The following is a 16,613-nucleotide window of genomic DNA, read 5'->3' as shown; positions in this document are numbered from 1 at the left end:
ACTGGGCGTTGAATTACAGGAAGAAATCCATGCGGAAGTAGATCGGTGCTTCGCGCTCAAGCAGCGCGGCCGGTCGTTCCAGCGAGTGGGCAAAGGTCACGCTGGTGCTCACGTGTTGGCCGCGGGCGAACAGCTCAAGGGAGTTGCTTGAGACGCGGCCGTGCACCTCGCCGTTGTAGCGACCATTGCGGATCACGCCCTGGTCGTAGCCCACGCTGGCACCGTACTCGCCGAACACCGGGCGCAGCCAACCGAGGGTCACCGGGCGGCTCCAGCGCAGGTCATTGCGCCAGTAACCGCCGCTGTCGCCGGTCAGTTGCTGATCCTTGTAGCCGCGTACCGACGCCGAGCCACCGAGGCTCATGCGCTGGGGGCTGAACAGCACGTCTTCGCTGCGTTGGCCGGTGGCCAGGCTGGTGAAACTGAACGACTCGCCCCACAGCGTGAAGGGTTGCAGGTAGCTGACGGTGGCGGTGTATTTGCGGTAGCGCGCATCCGGCACGCCAGGCAGGGGGTTGTGATTGCCTTGGGCGTCGAAGGCGCCGGTGCCGTTTTGCATGCCCACATCGACGTTGACGAACGCACTGCCGATACGACGACCATGGTTGATGCCCAACTGCAGTTCACTGAGGCGGTTGCTGCTCTCTTTGAGGCGGCTGCTATCGATGTAGTTGTTGGTGCGCAGGTGGGACAGGCCGACGTTGAGCGACGTCTTGCTCACGGCATCACGGTGGATCACCCGCTCAGCGCGTAACTGATGGTTTTCACTGTCACCGGTTTGCTTGAAGTCGAAACCGTCGCCCTGGACGACCGAACGGTAATCGCTCTGGTTGTAGCTGTAGCTGAAGTTCCACCAGCCCCAAGGCACGTTGTAGTAGAGCATCGCGTTCTTAGAAGTTTTCTGATGGTCGCTGACCGCGTCATGGCCGCCGCGCAGAATCAGCTGATCGGCCAGGCCCAGCGGGCTGTCCCATTCAAAGCCGGTGCCCCACTGCTGTTCGCCGGTGCTTTTCTGGCCGTCGTTGTTACGTGAAAGGCTGGCGCGCCATGGCTTTTGCGGGTTGTTTTTGACCAATACCGAGCTGCCGCCCACGGCCTCGCCCGGGGTCAGCTCCATCTGGGCTTGATTGGACGGCAAGCGATTGAGTTGGTCGACGGCCTGCTCGATTTCTCGCAGGTTCAATATCTCGCCGCTTTTGCCGGGAAAGGCCATGGCCAGCTCGCGGTCCGTCAACTTGCTGTTGTCGGCGCCCTTCAAGCCTTCGAGTTTGCCCTCCACCACCAGCACTTGCAGATGCCCCTTGGACATGTCCTGTTGCGGCAAGTAGGCGCGACTCGTCATCAGGCCTTTGTCGATGTAGAAGTCGGTGAGGTCTTTGAGCAGGGCGTTGAGTTGTGAGACGCCCAGGCATTGACCGGTGTACGGTTTGAGCAGACGCTCGCGTTCAGGGGCAGGCAGGTGGTCGGCCCCCTGGAGTTCAATGGTTTGGATCGGGAAGCAACGGCTGTCCACCGGGGCCGCTGGCGCTTCGGGCCTGGCCTCTTTGCCGGGCAGTTCCTTGAGTTGTTCAAGGCGGCGTTGCTGATCTTCCAACAGGCGGTTTTGCCGGTCGCGGATCAGGTCCTGATCACCCGGAAGGGTTGCCGCCATCACGCTGGGGGAGGCGAGGCAGACAAGCAGGGCAATGCTCAGTGAATACCGAGTCCGTGGCGGTTGGGAATTCATGTTCGATCCATCGAATTTACGAAGGGTGGCAAACTAACATCGACCGCCCCTCACGCCAATAAACCGACTGCACTTTAGGCAATGTCTTAAAAAATTCGTAAGCAGCTGACACAGAAGAAAAAATAACCAAAAAGGAGAGAGTTTCGTTTGAAGTTCCGATTTGGTTTCCGACCAGCGGTATCAGGTTTGATACACATTGAAGGCGTATACGAACGACCGGACTATCGGTCAGCGCCGGTCCGCGTATGAGTATTTGAATTTAAGGAATGCTTTTTGGACGGCGACGGAATCTGAGCAAGAGACGACTCAGCGTCGACTCGGGCCTGCCAAATCACAGGCAAAAAAAAACCCGGAAATCCTCACTTGCGTGGGCCTTCCGGATTTTCTAAACCGCCAAAAATGGTGGGTCGTGTGGGATTCGAACCTACGACCAATTGGTTAAAAGCCAACTGCTCTACCAACTGAGCTAACGACCCGCTGTGTGGTGGCGCGTATAATACTGATTTCTAAGGATTATTCAACACCTTATTTTAAATAAATCAGAAAAAACGCATTTGAACGGTAATTCGGTGGGTAGAACGCCTATCGCAGCAGCCGGATCAGCGCCCCGGCTCGTCGTTCCACAGGTACTTATGCAGCTGCAATTGCAGGCGTACCGGCAGGTTGTCCGCCACTACCCAATCCGCCAAGTCACGGGCATTCAGGTCGTGATGGCTTGGCGAGAACAGCACCTCGCCCGCTCGACGCTCCAGGCCATACTGGATCAGCTTGGAGGTGGCCCAGTCATAATCGTCACGGGAACAGATGACGAACTTGACCTGATCGTTGGCCGTCAGCAAGTCCATGTTCTCGTAGCGATTGCGGTGGGCTTCCTTGGAGTCCGGGGTCTTGAGGTCAACCACTCGGCTGACGCGCGGGTCGACCGCGGAGATGTCCAGGGCGCCACTGGTTTCCAGGGAGACCTCGTAACCGGCATCACACAGCTGTTTGAGCAACGGAATGGCGTTGGGTTGCGCCAGAGGCTCACCGCCCGTCACGCAGACGTAGCGCGGCCGGTAACCGGCAACCTGCTCCAGGATGTTGTCGAGGGTGCGCACAGTGCCGCCGCTGAAGGCGTAGGCGCTGTCACAGTATTGGCAACGCAACGGGCAGCCGGTGAGCCGTACAAATACGGTGGGCAGGCCAGCAGTGCGCGTTTCACCCTGCAACGAGTAAAAGACTTCGGTAATACGTAATGTGTCTTGCATAGTCGCCACGGGCGTAACAGCTAAACAGGCTGTCCGCCTCCGTCAGGCACTTCAAGGGATTGCGCCAACGCGTCAACCCCAGGAAGCGTGTTTCATAAAAGGGCGTGGATTCTAACGAAAAAACCCGCGACAAGCGCGGGTTTCTTCTGAACGGGCGGCATTGCTTACAAGCGTTGCAGGTCCCGCTGGGCCAACTGCGCCGCGGAGGTACCCGGATACTGGGCAACCACCTGCTGCAGAATACCTTTGACCTTGTCGGTGTGACCCAGGCGGCGTTCTACGTCAGCGAGTTTGTACAGCGAATCCGGAACCTTGGCGTGCTTGGGGTACAGCTGGCTGACCTTGGCAAAAGCCTGGCCCGCCGCCTGCAGATCACCCTTTGCCAGGTTGACCTCACCCAACCAGTACTGGGCGTTGCCCGCGTACTGGCTGTTGGGGTATTTGCGCAGGAAAGCGGTAAAAGCCTGACTGGCCTTATCGAAATCCTTGGCCTTGATCAGGTCGAAGGCTGCATCGTAATACAGTTTTTCCTTCGCCGGATCGCCCGGCTCGCTGCTGGCGGCAGGAGCTGCAGCGGCGGCCCCCGCTGCTGCGCCACCGGCAGCGGCACTGGGTGCGCCACCGGTAGAAGAATTATCAGGAGTAGCGGCAGGTGCAACACCGGCTCCAATACGACGGTCAAGATCCTGGTAACGCTCCAGGCCTTCTTGCTTCAGCTGGTTCACTTGGTTCTGCAGAACTTCAATGGCGCCTTGTTGCTGGGCCAATTGATCCTGCATGCGTTGCAGCTGGTTGAACAGTTCGCCCTGTGCCGAGGGAGCGGACGTAGCCGCTCCCCCCGCATAGGCGCCGTTCGTGCCATAACCCGCTGGCGGATAACTGCTCCCGCTATTGTTATAGCCTGAGTTGCTATCCGTTACAGGAACCGCAGCCCACACCGCAAGCGGTGCGAAGCTGAGAGCCAATACAGTTAGAGCACGACGGCACGTTCGCATGACGAATTACTTACGCAGTTCGACGCGACGGTTCTGAGCCCACGACTGTTCGTCGTTGCCAGTTGCAACTGGACGCTCTTTACCGTAGGAAACCAGTTCCAGCTGGCCTGGAGCAACACCTTGCAGTACCAGGTAGCGCTGAACGGCTTTCGCACGACGCTCGCCCAGTGCCATGTTGTACTCACGAGTACCACGGGCGTCAGTGTTACCTTCCAGAACAACGCGAGCGCCGTTAGCTTTCAGGTCCTTGGCGTGAACGTCCAGAGCGCGCATGGCTTCTGGCTTCAGGTCCGAACTGTCGTATTCGAAGTAGAAAGTGGTGATAGCGCGCAGAGCAGCTTCTTCGCTCAGGGAGCCGTCGACCGCACCAGTGTTGGCGCCGTAACCAGCGTTTGGATCAACAGCTGCGCCTTCACCGGCATTGTCGCCGCCTTTAGAGGAGCAACCAACGGCTACGGACAGAGCCAGAGCCAGAGCAGCAAACTTACCAAACTTCAGCATTTCCATCGTGAAACTCCTAATGAACCCCAGTGTGTTAAGTACTTCTTTTTGTAGCGCCGCGTCAGTTCAGGTAAGGGGACCAGGATGGTTCTCTGACTTCGCCTTGTGCGGTAGGAAGTGGGAGCCTTACGCGTCCATTGATGGACACGAGCATCAAGACTCCCCGGCCCTGCTGGCGGGTGGCGTAGATTACCATGGTGCCGTTGGGCGCAACAGTGGCTGACTCATCAAGGTTGGTATCTGTAAGGATTTTTACGGTTCCGCGCTGCAAATCCTGGGCCGCAACCCGGAAATTAGTGAAACCATCCTGACGGTGAATCATCACCAACGTCTTTTCATCGGCCGAAAGCTTGGGGTTGGCGTTGTAGTTACCAATAAAGGTCACACGTTCCGCACCGCCGCCGTTCACATTTGCCTTGTAGACCTGAGGCTTGCCGCCACGGTCAGAGGTGAAGTAGATGGTCGAGCCATCCTTGCCCCAGAACGGTTCGGTGTTGATGCCCGGGCCGCTGGTCACACGCGAGAGTTGACGCGAGGCCATGTTCATCACGTAGATATCCGGGTTGCCGTCCTTGGACAGCACGAAAGCCAGGCGCGAACCGTCCGGCGACCAGGCTGGCGCACCGTTGAGGCCTTCGAAGTTGGTGATCTGCTCACGACGGCCAGTATCGATGTGCTGCACAAAGATACGCGGGCGACGCTGTTCGAACGATACGTAGGCAATACGCTTGCCGTCCGGCGCGAAGCGCGGCGACAGGATTGGCTCACGGGACTGCAGCAAGGTCACTGCACGAGCACCGTCGTAGTCCGAACGCTGCAGGGTGTAGCGGGTATTGTCTACAGAGAAACGCTCAGCCGTCACATACAGCAGGCGCGTCGAGAACGCCCCCTTGATACCGGTGAGTTTTTCAAACGACTGGTCCGAGATGTAGTGAGCCATGTCGCGCAGTTGTTCGGCGGTACCCGATACGCTGCCGGTCAAGACCTGCTGCTCGGTGGCCACGTTGAACAACGTGTACTGGATCTGCAGGCGACCGCCGGCCGGCGTGATGCTGCCGACCATCAGGTACTGGGCACCCACCGCCTTCCAGTCACGGAAGATGACTTCGCTGGCCTGGGTTGGCTGGCTGATCATGTTGCCTTTTGGAATCGGCGCGTAGTAACCGGAGTTACGCAGGTCGTCGCTGACGATCTGGGCCATGTCGTCCGGCAGCACGCTGCCGCCCTGCCAACCGAACGGCACGACTGCAATCGGGGTGGCCCGATCACTGCCGCTGGTTACCAGGATGTTCTTTTCATCCGCCGCCGCTATCCCTGCCATACAGCAAATAACGACAAGCATTCCTCGAAGAAGGTTTCTCACAAGGCTAGATCCTCAGGTGTGAATGTCATCTTGAATGAACGATAGGGAGCGAAGTCACTTGGTTTCATTCCCTGCATCTCGGTCAACCGGCCAATATTCTTGACCGCGGCAACCGCCGAACTGTCGAACGAACCGTCACCACTGGACTTGGCCACGCTGACCGAAGTCACCGTACCGTCCGGCAACATGCCGATCTGCAGCACTACTGTCATGCCTTTACGTGCCGAAGGTGGACGTGTCCAACCTTCCGCTGCCCGCGCCCGAATCAGGTCGTCGAAACTGCCCGCGACTTCATCGCCACGCTCATCGGCCAAGGCTTGCTGACGCTGCGGCGTGTCGGAAAGCAAATCTGCCAGGGCCTGGGCCTTTTTCTCTTCGGCGGATTTGCGTGCTGCTTCCTGGGCCTTTTTCTTGGAGGCGTCGGCGGCAGCTTTCTTCTTCGCTTCGTCGGCGACTTTCTTCTTCGCCTCGTCTGCTTCAGCTTTTTTCTTGGCGTCTTCGGCGGCTTTCTTTTTCGCGTCTTCGACTATCTTTTTCTTGGCTTCTTCAGCGGCCTTTTTCTTGGCCTCTTCTTCGGCAGCCTTCTTGGCTTCTTCTTCCGATTTCTTCTTGGCTATATCAGCCAATTGTTTCTCTTCGGCCTTTTTCGCTTCGGCAGCTTTCTCGGCTTTCTTGGCTTCATCAGCCTTTTTAGCCTCGTCGGCCTTCTTGGCTTCGTCAGCCTTTTTCGATTCCTCGGCCTTTTGAGCCGCCTCTTCTTTCTTTTGTTCCGCAGCAGCCTTCACCGCTTCCTGCTCGACCTTCTTCTGTTCCATCTGCTCGACTTCAGTCTGGCGCGCGGCCGACTTCTGGGCCTCACCCGCAATCTTCTGATTGGTCTGGGTGGTGGCCTGACTTTTCGATTTCAGCTGATACAGGGTCGCCTGCACGATCGGCTTGGCTGGCGGCAGGTCCGGGGTCATGGCAAAGCTGACGAACAGCATGCCGAACACGAGGACGTGCAGGGCAATTGCCCACACGCCAGGCCAGAAGTAGCTTTCCGAGGCGGACGGCTCTCGCTGTTGCTGCATCAGGGCGCCTCGGTAATCAAGCCAACGTTACCGACGCCGGCCTTCTGCAGCCCGCCCATGGCGCCCATGACGGAGCCGTAGTCGACCGATTTGTCACCCCGGATAAACACCTGGGTGTGCTTGCCGCCTTCGTTGCCGGAGCGAATGATCTTGGTCACCGCATCGGTCATTGCAGGCAAGGTCAGGGCCTTGTCCTGCTGCTTTTGCGTATCGACTTCGCTGCCAAGGTTCCAGTAATAGGTCTTGTCAGCCTTGATCGAAATGGTCAGGACCTGAGTGTTGTTGTCCTGCGGCAAGGCTTCACTGGAAACCTTGGGCAGATCAACCTTCACGCCCTGGTTGAGCATCGGCGCGGTCACCATGAAGATCACCAGCAGCACCAGCATCACGTCGATGTAAGGCACTACGTTCATCTCGGCGACCGGCTTGCGCTTTTTGCGAGCTCGAGCGATTAAAGCCATTGGGAATTACCTGCTTATTCTTCGCTGGTGTGCACTTTACGGTGCAGGATCGCCTGGAATTCATCGGCGAAGGTGTAGTAACGGCCGATCAAGGTTTCGCTGGTTGCGGCAAAACGGTTATAGGCGATTACTGCGGGGATAGCGGCGAACAGGCCGATCGCGGTGGCGATCAGGGCTTCGGCAATACCCGGGGCCACGGTGGCCAGCGTGGCTTGCTGCGCCTGGGCCAGGCCGCGGAAGGAGTTCATGATGCCCCATACGGTACCGAACAGGCCGATATACGGGCTGACGGAACCGACGGTGGCGAGGAACGGCAGGCCCTGCTCAAGTTTCTCTTCTTCGCGGGAGATGGCCACGCGCATGGCACGGGCCACACCTTCCATCACCGCTTCAGGATCGACACCTGGCTGCTGGCGCAGGCGCGAGAACTCCTTGAAGCCAGCACGGAAGATCTGCTCGACGCCCGAATCCGGATCCGGGTTGCTGCCGGCCTGGCGGTACAGTTTGGACAGGTCGATACCCGACCAGAAGCGCTCTTCAAAGCTCTCCAGGGCACGTCGACCGGCGCGCAACATGTTGCTGCGCTGAAAAATCATGACCCAAGAGGTAACCGATGCGGCTACCAGGGTCAGCATGACCAGTTGAACCACGACACTGGCATTGCTGACCAGGCTCCACATGGAGGAATGGTCGACGACGGTAGGTTCCACGCTAAATCTCCTGCTTTGATTGTTGACCCGCGCCGCTCACGGCGGCAAAGGCCGCGCGTAGAGTTTCGGGAATGGCCCGAGGTTTCAAGCTGTTGGTGCGCACACACGCCACCAGGAACTGCCCCTCACAGAGCAGCGTTGCATCCGTGGCCCGCCTGACCTGCTGCTTGAAACGCAGGCTGGCACGGTTCAATTCGATGACTTCAGCACTGACCAGCAACTCATCGTCCAGTCGCGCCGGCGCGTAATACCGCGCCTCGCTGGAATGCACGACGAATAACAGGTCCTCGCCTACCAGCTCGGACTGGGCAAAACCCAACTCCCGCAGCCGCTCGGTTCGAGCCCGTTCCATGAATTTCAGGTAATTGACGTAATAAACGATGCCGCCGGCATCGGTGTCCTCGTAATAAACGCGACAGCGATGTGCGAACGACTGATCCCCGTTTTGCGCGCGCATACTCTAGTGCTTACTCCTCAGGTTGCCAATTGGCTGGGCAACTGTTTTTTCATTCCTGAACGCTTTCAAATGACGACGCCAGACACTGGGACAGCACAAAGCTCGGATAAATCACCCCACATGACAAATACCCTGTAGGAGCGAGCTTGCTCGCGAAGAACCTGAGCACGCCGCGTATAACCAGACACACCGCGTTATCGTTGGCGTTTTTCGCGAGCAAGCTCGCTCCTGCAATTTTTTAATCGTCTACTGCATCGAGGAATTCGTCTACCACGGGCATCTCTCCCAATCGTGACGGAATGTTTAGCCCAAAGTGCAGGTAAGCATGACGCGTCACCACCCTGCCCCGCGGGGTACGCATGATATAGCCCTGCTGGATCAGGTACGGTTCCAGCACATCCTCAATGGTATGGCGCTCCTCACTGATGGCTGCGGCCAGGCTGTCCACGCCGACCGGGCCACCGTCGAATTTCTCGATCATGGTCAAGAGCAGACGTCGATCCTGATGATCAAAGCCATGCTCGTCCACATCCAGCAGGTTCAAGGCCAGGTCCGCCACGGCCTTGGTGATGTGGCCCTTGGCACGCACCTCGGCAAAGTCTCGCACGCGGCGCAGCAAACGGTTGGCAATTCGTGGCGTACCGCGAGCGCGTCGAGCGATTTCAAAGGCGCCTTCCGGGTCCAGGGGCAAGCCGAGGATACTCGCCGACCGGCTGACAATGGTCGCCAGATCGGCGGTGCTATAGAACTCTAGACGTTGAACAATGCCGAAACGGTCTCGCAGCGGGTTGGTCAACATGCCCGCGCGGGTGGTCGCGCCCACCAGGGTAAAGGGCGGCAGGTCGAGCTTGATCGAACGGGCCGCAGGACCTTCGCCGATCATGATGTCGAGCTGGAAGTCTTCCATGGCTGGGTACAGCACTTCTTCGACAATCGGCGACAAGCGATGGATTTCGTCGATAAACAGCACGTCATGGGGTTCAAGATTGGTCAGCAACGCGGCCAAGTCGCCAGGACGCTCAAGCACCGGGCCGGAGGTGGACTTGATCGACACGCCCATTTCCTGGGCGATGATATTGGCCAGAGTGGTCTTGCCCAAACCCGGCGGGCCGAAGATCAGGGTGTGGTCCAGGGACTCACTGCGCCCGCGAGCGGCCTGGATAAACAGCTCCATCTGCTCGCGCACGGTGGGCTGGCCGATGTATTCGGCCAGGCTCAACGGGCGGATGGCCCGGTCCTGGACTTCTTCACGGTCACGCGGGCCGGTGGCCGCGATCAGACGATCGGCTTCAATCACTTAAATCATTCCCTTCAGGGCACGGCGAATCATGTCTTCAGCGCTCAGGTTCTTGTCCTTGATGGCCGATACGGCCTTGCTGGCTTCCTGAGGCTTGTAGCCCAGGGAGATCAGCGCATTGACGGCATCGCTTTCCGCGCTGGCGACCTGGGCCGCCGGCATATCCGGCTGGTTCGGTACCAGGGCGAACATGCTCGGCACCACCTCCCAGGCTTTGAAGCGGTCCTTGAGCTCGACCAACAAGCGCTCGGCGGTCTTCTTGCCCACCCCCGGCACCTTGGTCAGGGCCGAGGTATCCTGGGCCGATACAGCCCGGACCAATTCATCCACTTCCAGGCTCGACATCAAGGCCAGGGCCAATTTGGGCCCCACGCCATTGAGACGAATCAGCTCGCGGAAGAAATCGCGGTCACGCTTGCCGATGAAACCATAGAGTAGTTGCGCGTCTTCGCGCACCACTAAATGAGTGTGCAAGGTTATCGGCTCGCCGACCGACGGCAGGCGATACAGGGTGGTCATGGGCACTTCCAGCTCATAACCCAACCCATTCACATCCAGAATCAGGTGCGGCGGCTGTTTCTCAGCCAGGGTGCCGCGCAAGCGTCCAATCACGGTTCAGATCCTTAAAGCTTGGGGGTCAGATCGGAGCCTGACCGCAAAAATAACGATTGCGCTGATGCTATCAGAGACGCAGCCGCCCGCCACGACTACGTGCTGCGCCCAAGCCGTGAGGCAACAGGCTGGAGCGGGTATGGGCATGGCAAATGGCGATGGCCAGGGCATCCGAGGCGTCGATCTGCGGCTTTGAAGTGAGCTTGAGCATGTGCATGACCATCATTTGCACCTGCTCCTTGTTGGCGCCACCGGTGCCGACCACGGCCTGCTTGACCTGGGTCGCGGTGTATTCAGCGATCTCCATGCCCTCCTCGGCACCTGCCACGATGGCAGCGCCCCGGGCCTGCCCGAGCTTCAACGCCGAGTCGGCATTCTTGGCCATGAAGACTTTCTCTATGCCCATGGTGACCGGGCCGTAGGTCTGGATGACTTCACGTACGCCGCGATAGACGATCTGCAGCCGCTCGGCCAATTCCCCTGCGCCAGTGCGGATGCAGCCCGAGGCGACGTACACACAGCCGCGTGGGGTCTGCTGCACCACGCCAAAACCGGTGATGCGCGAACCGGGGTCGATACCTAGGATTAAAGTCATAACGCCTGCGGGTTGGATTTACAACGGTATGTGCCAGGCACACATTTGTGTAACAGCATAGAAGCCCTGTGGGAGCTGGCTTGCCTGCAATGCGGGCACCTCGGTGCTTCTGTCAAATCGAGGTGATGCTATCGCAGGCAAGCCAGCTCCCACAGCGGATATTCATCGTTCTTAAGCGAGCTGTTCGGCCACAGACTCAGGGATGTCGGCATTCGAATACACATTCTGCACGTCATCCAGATCTTCAAGCATGTCCAGCAGCTTCAGCACCTTCTGGGCACCGTCCAGGTCCAGTTCGGCACTGGTGGTCGGCAGCATCACGATCTCCGCGTCGGTGCCGCTGAAACCAGCGGCTTCCAGGGCATTACGCACGGCGTAGAAGCTGGCGAACGAGGTGAACACATCGATGGAGCCGTCTTCGTTGGTGACCACGTCATCGGCATCCGCTTCCATCGCGGCTTCCATCAGCGCGTCTTCATCAGTGCCCGGTGCGAAGGTGATCTGCCCCTTGCGCTCGAACAGGTAGGCCACCGAGCCGTCCGTGCCAAGGTTGCCGCCACACTTGCTGAACGCATGGCGCACGGCTGCCGCGGTACGGTTGCGGTTGTCGGTCATGCATTCGACCATTACCGCCACACCGCCCGGGCCGTAGCCTTCATAGGTCAGCTCGACCATATCGTCGGTGTCGGCCGCACCAGCACCACGGGCCACGGCGCGGTCGATGATGTCGCGGCTCATGTTGGCGCCCAGCGCCTTGTCCAGCGCCAGGCGCAGACGCGGGTTGGAGCCCGGGTCACCGCCACCCTGACGGGCAGCGACGGTCAGTTCGCGAATCCACTTGGTGAAGATCTTGCCTTTCTTGGCATCCTGACGCTCTTTGCGGTGCTTGATGTTCGCCCACTTGGAATGGCCAGCCATAACACAACTCCGAATTCTCTAGAAATCTTATCAATCCCGCCCTCGGCGTAATGCCGTTCAGTTAAGCGTATATCGCCCCCTGTAGGAGCGAGCTTGCTCGCGAAAAACGTCAACGATAACGCGTGCTTCCTGATTGAACGCGGCGCCTGTGAGTTTTTCGCGAGCAGGCTCGCTCCTACAAAAAGCCTTAACTGATCGGCATTACGCCCCAGGCGAGATTTCCCTCTTTTAAACGCAAAGGCGCATCCGAAGATGCGCCTTTTTGACTGCGTACAACCTTATCGCGCTTTCACGCTGCAGCCTTACTCAGCCTTCGGCGTCTCGCGCAGGCGGATGTGCAGCTCGCGCAGTGCCTTGGCATCAACCACCCCCGGAGCCTGGGTCATGACGTCCGCAGCGCTCTGGGTTTTCGGGAAGGCGATCACTTCACGGATCGACTGGGCGCCGGTCATCAGCATCACCAGACGGTCCAGGCCGAACGCCAGGCCACCGTGCGGCGGCGCGCCGTATTTCAGGGCGTCGAGCAGGAAGCCGAATTTCTCTTCCTGTTCCGCTTCGTTGATGCCCAGCAGGCGGAAGACCGCTTGTTGCATCTCTTTGCGGTGGATACGGATCGAACCGCCACCCAGTTCAGTACCGTTCAACACCATGTCGTAGGCACGGGACAGCGCGCCTGCTGGGTTGGCTTCCAGCTCTTGCGGGGAGCACTTCGGTGCGGTGAACGGGTGGTGCAAGGCGCTGAAGCTGCCGTCGTCGTTCTCTTCGAACATCGGGAAGTCCACAACCCACATCGGCGCCCATTCGCAGGTCAGCAGGTTCAGGTCGTGACCGAGCTTGATACGCAGCGCGCCCAGGGCCTCGCTGACGATCTTGGCCTTGTCGGCACCGAAGAACACGATGTCGCCGTCAACCGCACCGACGCGATCGAGGATCGTGTTCAGGTTGGCTTCAGGGATGTTTTTCACGATCGGCGACTGCAGGCCGTCGACACCGTTGGCGCGCTCGTTGACCTTGATGTACGCCAGGCCCTTGGCACCGTAGATGCCGACGAACTTGGTGTAGTCGTCGATCTGCTTGCGCGGCATGCTCGCGCCGCCAGGCACACGCAGGGCGGCGATGCGGCATTTAGGATCGTTGGCCGGGCCGCTGAACACCTTGAAGTCGACGTCCTTGAGCTGGTCGGCCACGTCCACCAGCTCCAGCGGGTTACGCAGGTCTGGCTTGTCGGAACCGTAGCGGCGCATGGCTTCTTCGAAGGTCATGTGCGGGAATTCGCCGAACTCCAGGTCCAGGACTTCCTTGAACAGGTTGCGGATCATCTGCTCGGTCAGGCCCATGATCTCTTTTTCATCGAGGAAGCTGGTCTCGATGTCGATCTGGGTGAATTCCGGCTGGCGATCGGCACGCAGGTCTTCGTCACGGAAGCACTTGGCGATCTGGTAGTAGCGGTCGAAACCAGCCACCATCAGCAGTTGCTTGAACAGCTGCGGCGATTGCGGCAAGGCGAAGAAGCTGCCGGCATGGGTACGGCTCGGTACCAGGTAGTCGCGCGCGCCTTCCGGGGTGGCCCGGGTGAGGATCGGGGTTTCGACGTCGAGGAAGCCGTTTTCATCCAGGAAGCGGCGGATGCTGGTGGTCATGCGCGAGCGCAGGCGCAGCTTCTCGGCCATTTCCGGACGACGCAGGTCCAGGAAACGGTAGCGCAGGCGAGTTTCTTCGCCCACGTCGGAGTATTCGTTGAGCGGGAACGGCGGGGTTTCCGACTCGTTCAGCACTTCCAGCTCATAGCCCAGCACTTCGATGCCGCCGGACGCCATGTTCTTGTTCACGGCACCGGCCGGACGCAGGCGTACCTTGCCGGTGATCTTCACTACGTATTCGCTGCGCACGCGGTCGGCGGCGGCGAAGCTTTCGGCGCGGTCCGGGTCGAACACTACCTGGGCCAGACCATCACGGTCACGGATATCGAGGAAGATTACCCCGCCGTGGTCGCGGCGACGGTGAACCCATCCGCAAAGGGTGATTTCCTGACCTTCCAGGGTCTCGTTCAGTTGGCCGCAATAGTGGCTGCGCATCATGGTCGTGGTTTCACTTCTCGTAATTCGAAATTCGGTGGCAGGCCCGCCTCGTCACCGCACATTAAAGCAGGGGACGGATAATGCAGGAGCCTGCGCGTAGAGTTCAACTCAGTCTGCTTTGTCGCCGCCGGCCAGGTTCTTCTTGGCACCGGTCTTGAAATCAGTCTCGTACCAGCCGCTGCCGCTCAGGCGGAAGCCCGGCATGGACAACATCTTCTTCAACTCAGGTGCCTGGCAGGCAGGGCAATCGACCAGCGGCGCGGCGCTGATCTTCTGAATGGCTTCCAACTGATGACCACAGGAAGCGCATTGATAGTCGTACATGGGCATGGAGATGTCTCGGCGATCAGATCGTTACAGCGCCACGCCCTGCCCTGTGCATAAAGCCCGGCATGCGCAGCAAAGCGCGGGATTATATCTGGTAAATCAATACAGCGCAGCCGGCTTTGTGCCCAGGACCCGGCCCGTCGGGCTGAAGGCCCGGCCATCGGACTACTGCGCGAGCGTATCCCCGGACGTAAGGGCGCCCCGACCTTTGAGGACGTGAACCACGCACACCACCCTCACCAGCCCACTGAAGTTTTTCACGCCTCCGTAACGCAAATGCACTTCCCGATCGACATAGGACAACAGCGCACTGACCGAACAGGTATTGAGCCTGGCGATTTCCGTCAGGATATTCCAATAGATCTGTTCAAGCCGCAGGCAGGTAGAAAACCCATTGAGCCTGACCGAACGGGACAGTGGCTTGGCCAGCCCCATATCAAAACCCTTGGTAAAAGGGTCGACCTTTATCTTGTGAAAACCACAGGCTTCCATCATTCCCTTACCCACTCCACGTGACATACACCTGACACTCCATTGCCAAACAGCAGCCAATGGGCTTCTCCCATTGGACGATGGCCTATAAAACAGCAGCCAGCGCAGAGCAGCCAGAAGACGGGGAGTTGTTAGTTGTAGGACAACGCCAGGAAGCGCAGGGAAACCAGCAGGCGGCGCCGAAAAGGCGCCGCCTGGGTTCGACAGTTACTGGTTTTCAAGCAGGGAGCGCAGCATCCACGCGGTTTTCTCATGAACCTGCATACGCTGGGTCAAGAGGTCCGCCGTCGGCTCATCACTGACTTTGTCGAGCAATGGGAAGATGCCTCGCGCGGTACGCGTGACTGCTTCCTGACCGGCCACCAACTGCTTGATCATCTCTTCGGCGCTCGGCACCCCCTCTTCTTCCTTGATGGAAGACAGGCGGGCGTAAATCGAATAGGCACCCGGCGCCGGGAAGCCCAGGGCACGGATACGCTCGGCGATGGAGTCCACTGCCAGCGCAAGCTCGTTGTACTGCTCTTCGAACATCAGATGCAGCGTACGAAACATGGGGCCTGTGACGTTCCAATGGAAATTGTGGGTCTTCAGATACAGAACATAGGTATCGGAGAGCAGGCGGGAAAGTCCGTCGACGATGGATTTACGGTCTTCTTCACTGATACCAATATCGATTGCCATGTGTTTCCCCTTCAATTGACGAGCATTCATTGATCAGGTGCAGTTCCACTCTAGCAAGAGAGTGCGCCACGTGCAGCCCGACACACTCGGGCTGCATGCGGCAAATCGCCCCGCACCGACTGCGGGATCTGACTTGGCAAGCCTATTTACCTGTAGGAAGGGTCTAGGCCACCACTGAAAAAACCCCGCACCTGTCTAGGACAAGCGTTTGACGCAGAAATGCCGTGGCCGTGGCAACACCCCGAAATGCTTGATTTGAGTAGGCACAGCCTTTGCTGTTAAATAGACGCGGTGTGGCTGCCGTTTATTCCTGCGGCACGTCACATAGGCTGATACCCGCGCACGTGCTCAACGCCTCCCATTGTTCAGAAGCGAACCGTGCCAGTCAGCTCTTCCTTGTGATCCGTCTTAACGTGAGTTAACCAAAATGTTGAAAATCGTCCACCTGCTAACGGGCGTTGCAGCCTTGCTGCTGTCCTTTATTCCGAGCCTGCAGCCTGAAAGCCTGCCCTACCTGGAACAACACGACGCCCTGTACCTGGCCTTGTTCGGCCTTCTTAACCTGACGCTCGCACCGGTAATCCCTTACTGGAACAAAGGCACGCGTCATCAACTGCAAAACCTGGTCAGTGCGCTGCTGGTGCTGACTGTTGTCGTACAAACCCTCACCCTCCTGGCGCCCATGCCTGAAGTCGGGGGCCATCCGGCCATCCTGCTCAGCCTGGTGATCGCTGTGGTCGCCATCGTTCTTCACCTGGCCATCAGCTTCTACCGCTCGTCTCCAGCGGCCGCGTCGCAAAACTATGACATGACCAACCGGGATACCGGGACCGTCAAGTGGTTCAACACCTCCAAGGGCTTCGGCTTCATTTCCCGCGACTCGGGCGACGATATCTTCGTCCACTTCCGAGCCATTCGTGGCGAAGGCCATCGCGTCCTGGTCGAAGGCCAGCGCGTAGAGTTCTCGGTGATGAACCGTGACAAGGGCCTGCAAGCCGAAGATGTCATCGCTGCCCTGCCGCGTCGCTGATCCCAGCCCTCGCAGCAAAAAAAACCGCGATCCAGCCTTGGCTGGGTCGCGGT

Annotated in this window: 18 protein-coding genes and 1 tRNA gene; 1 reads left to right on the top strand and 18 read right to left on the bottom strand. The window is 58.9% G+C overall.

Translation table 11 applies throughout. From position 1 onward, the window contains the following. Positions 1–13 precede the first annotated feature (13 nt). The 18 genes from HU730_RS18270 to HU730_RS18185 all read right to left on the bottom strand — a co-directional run bounded on the left by HU730_RS18270 (position 14) and on the right by HU730_RS18185 (position 15,530). Positions 14–1,726 carry a ShlB/FhaC/HecB family hemolysin secretion/activation protein gene (locus tag HU730_RS18270; protein ID WP_034128579.1) on the bottom strand — a complete coding sequence of 571 codons (1,713 nt, stop codon included), beginning with the start codon at positions 1,724–1,726 and terminating at the stop codon, positions 14–16. A 400-nt stretch (positions 1,727–2,126) separates the two neighbouring features. After that, a tRNA-Lys gene (locus tag HU730_RS18265) sits at positions 2,127–2,202 on the bottom strand. Positions 2,203–2,325: 123 nt separating this feature from the next. Continuing rightward, positions 2,326–2,973: a 7-carboxy-7-deazaguanine synthase QueE gene (queE, locus tag HU730_RS18260; protein WP_186527684.1), complete on the bottom strand. Its 648-nt coding sequence runs from the start codon at positions 2,971–2,973 to the stop codon at positions 2,326–2,328. A gap of 164 nt (positions 2,974–3,137) precedes the next feature. After that, positions 3,138–3,968 carry a tol-pal system protein YbgF gene (ybgF, locus tag HU730_RS18255; RefSeq protein ID WP_034128581.1) on the bottom strand — a complete coding sequence of 277 codons (831 nt, stop codon included), beginning with the start codon at positions 3,966–3,968 and terminating at the stop codon, positions 3,138–3,140. Positions 3,969–3,974: 6 nt separating this feature from the next. After that, positions 3,975–4,475 carry a peptidoglycan-associated lipoprotein Pal gene (pal, locus tag HU730_RS18250; RefSeq protein WP_003193861.1) on the bottom strand — a complete coding sequence of 167 codons (501 nt, stop codon included), beginning with the start codon at positions 4,473–4,475 and terminating at the stop codon, positions 3,975–3,977. Between the two features lie 55 nt (positions 4,476–4,530). Beyond that, the gene (gene tolB, locus HU730_RS18245) at positions 4,531–5,811 is read right to left on the bottom strand and encodes a Tol-Pal system beta propeller repeat protein TolB (RefSeq protein WP_032874245.1); all 1,281 of its coding nucleotides are present in this window, start codon (positions 5,809–5,811) and stop codon (positions 4,531–4,533) included. A gap of 17 nt (positions 5,812–5,828) precedes the next feature. Continuing rightward, positions 5,829–6,902, bottom strand: a complete 1,074-nt coding sequence (gene tolA, locus HU730_RS18240; protein ID WP_003193863.1) for a cell envelope integrity protein TolA — start codon at positions 6,900–6,902, stop codon at positions 5,829–5,831. Continuing rightward, positions 6,902–7,354, bottom strand: a complete 453-nt coding sequence (gene tolR / locus HU730_RS18235) for a protein TolR (protein ID WP_161793227.1) — start codon at positions 7,352–7,354, stop codon at positions 6,902–6,904. Before tolR ends, tolA begins: the two co-directional genes overlap by 1 nt. 23 nt (positions 7,355–7,377) lie before the next feature. After that, positions 7,378–8,073, bottom strand: a complete 696-nt coding sequence (tolQ, locus tag HU730_RS18230; RefSeq protein WP_003193865.1) for a protein TolQ — start codon at positions 8,071–8,073, stop codon at positions 7,378–7,380. A gap of 1 nt (position 8,074) precedes the next feature. After that, positions 8,075–8,530 carry a tol-pal system-associated acyl-CoA thioesterase gene (gene ybgC / locus HU730_RS18225; protein WP_014719714.1) on the bottom strand — a complete coding sequence of 152 codons (456 nt, stop codon included), beginning with the start codon at positions 8,528–8,530 and terminating at the stop codon, positions 8,075–8,077. Positions 8,531–8,768: 238 nt separating this feature from the next. Further along, positions 8,769–9,827 carry a Holliday junction branch migration DNA helicase RuvB gene (gene ruvB, locus HU730_RS18220; RefSeq protein ID WP_003193867.1) on the bottom strand — a complete coding sequence of 353 codons (1,059 nt, stop codon included), beginning with the start codon at positions 9,825–9,827 and terminating at the stop codon, positions 8,769–8,771. Continuing rightward, entirely contained in the window at positions 9,828–10,439 is a 612-nt protein-coding gene (gene ruvA, locus HU730_RS18215) for a Holliday junction branch migration protein RuvA (protein WP_003193868.1), read from the bottom strand. A gap of 70 nt (positions 10,440–10,509) precedes the next feature. Further along, positions 10,510–11,034 carry a crossover junction endodeoxyribonuclease RuvC gene (ruvC, locus tag HU730_RS18210; protein WP_019821257.1) on the bottom strand — a complete coding sequence of 175 codons (525 nt, stop codon included), beginning with the start codon at positions 11,032–11,034 and terminating at the stop codon, positions 10,510–10,512. A gap of 171 nt (positions 11,035–11,205) precedes the next feature. Further along, the gene (locus tag HU730_RS18205) at positions 11,206–11,952 is read right to left on the bottom strand and encodes a YebC/PmpR family DNA-binding transcriptional regulator (protein WP_034128583.1); all 747 of its coding nucleotides are present in this window, start codon (positions 11,950–11,952) and stop codon (positions 11,206–11,208) included. Positions 11,953–12,254: 302 nt separating this feature from the next. Then, positions 12,255–14,030 (bottom strand): aspartate--tRNA ligase, encoded by a 1,776-nt coding sequence (gene aspS, locus HU730_RS18200; RefSeq protein ID WP_005790914.1) that lies wholly within the window; start codon positions 14,028–14,030, stop codon positions 12,255–12,257. A gap of 108 nt (positions 14,031–14,138) precedes the next feature. Beyond that, positions 14,139–14,360 carry a zinc ribbon domain-containing protein gene (locus HU730_RS18195; RefSeq protein ID WP_003193872.1) on the bottom strand — a complete coding sequence of 74 codons (222 nt, stop codon included), beginning with the start codon at positions 14,358–14,360 and terminating at the stop codon, positions 14,139–14,141. 162 nt (positions 14,361–14,522) lie between these two features. Then, the gene (locus HU730_RS18190) at positions 14,523–14,876 is read right to left on the bottom strand and encodes a ribbon-helix-helix domain-containing protein (RefSeq protein ID WP_034128584.1); all 354 of its coding nucleotides are present in this window, start codon (positions 14,874–14,876) and stop codon (positions 14,523–14,525) included. A gap of 180 nt (positions 14,877–15,056) precedes the next feature. Continuing rightward, entirely contained in the window at positions 15,057–15,530 is a 474-nt protein-coding gene (locus HU730_RS18185) for a Dps family protein (protein WP_003193874.1), read from the bottom strand. A 427-nt stretch (positions 15,531–15,957) separates the two neighbouring features. On the opposite strand from HU730_RS18185, the gene HU730_RS26920 reads away from it, so the two are divergent. Then, positions 15,958–16,560 carry a cold-shock protein gene (locus HU730_RS26920; protein WP_003193875.1) on the top strand — a complete coding sequence of 201 codons (603 nt, stop codon included), beginning with the start codon at positions 15,958–15,960 and terminating at the stop codon, positions 16,558–16,560. Positions 16,561–16,613 lie beyond the last annotated feature (53 nt).

The sequence above is a fragment of the Pseudomonas sp. SWRI22 genome, from assembly GCF_014268395.2.
In the GTDB taxonomy this organism is placed as follows: domain Bacteria; phylum Pseudomonadota; class Gammaproteobacteria; order Pseudomonadales; family Pseudomonadaceae; genus Aquipseudomonas; species Aquipseudomonas paracarnis.
This window is presented reverse-complemented; position numbering and strand designations above follow the sequence as displayed.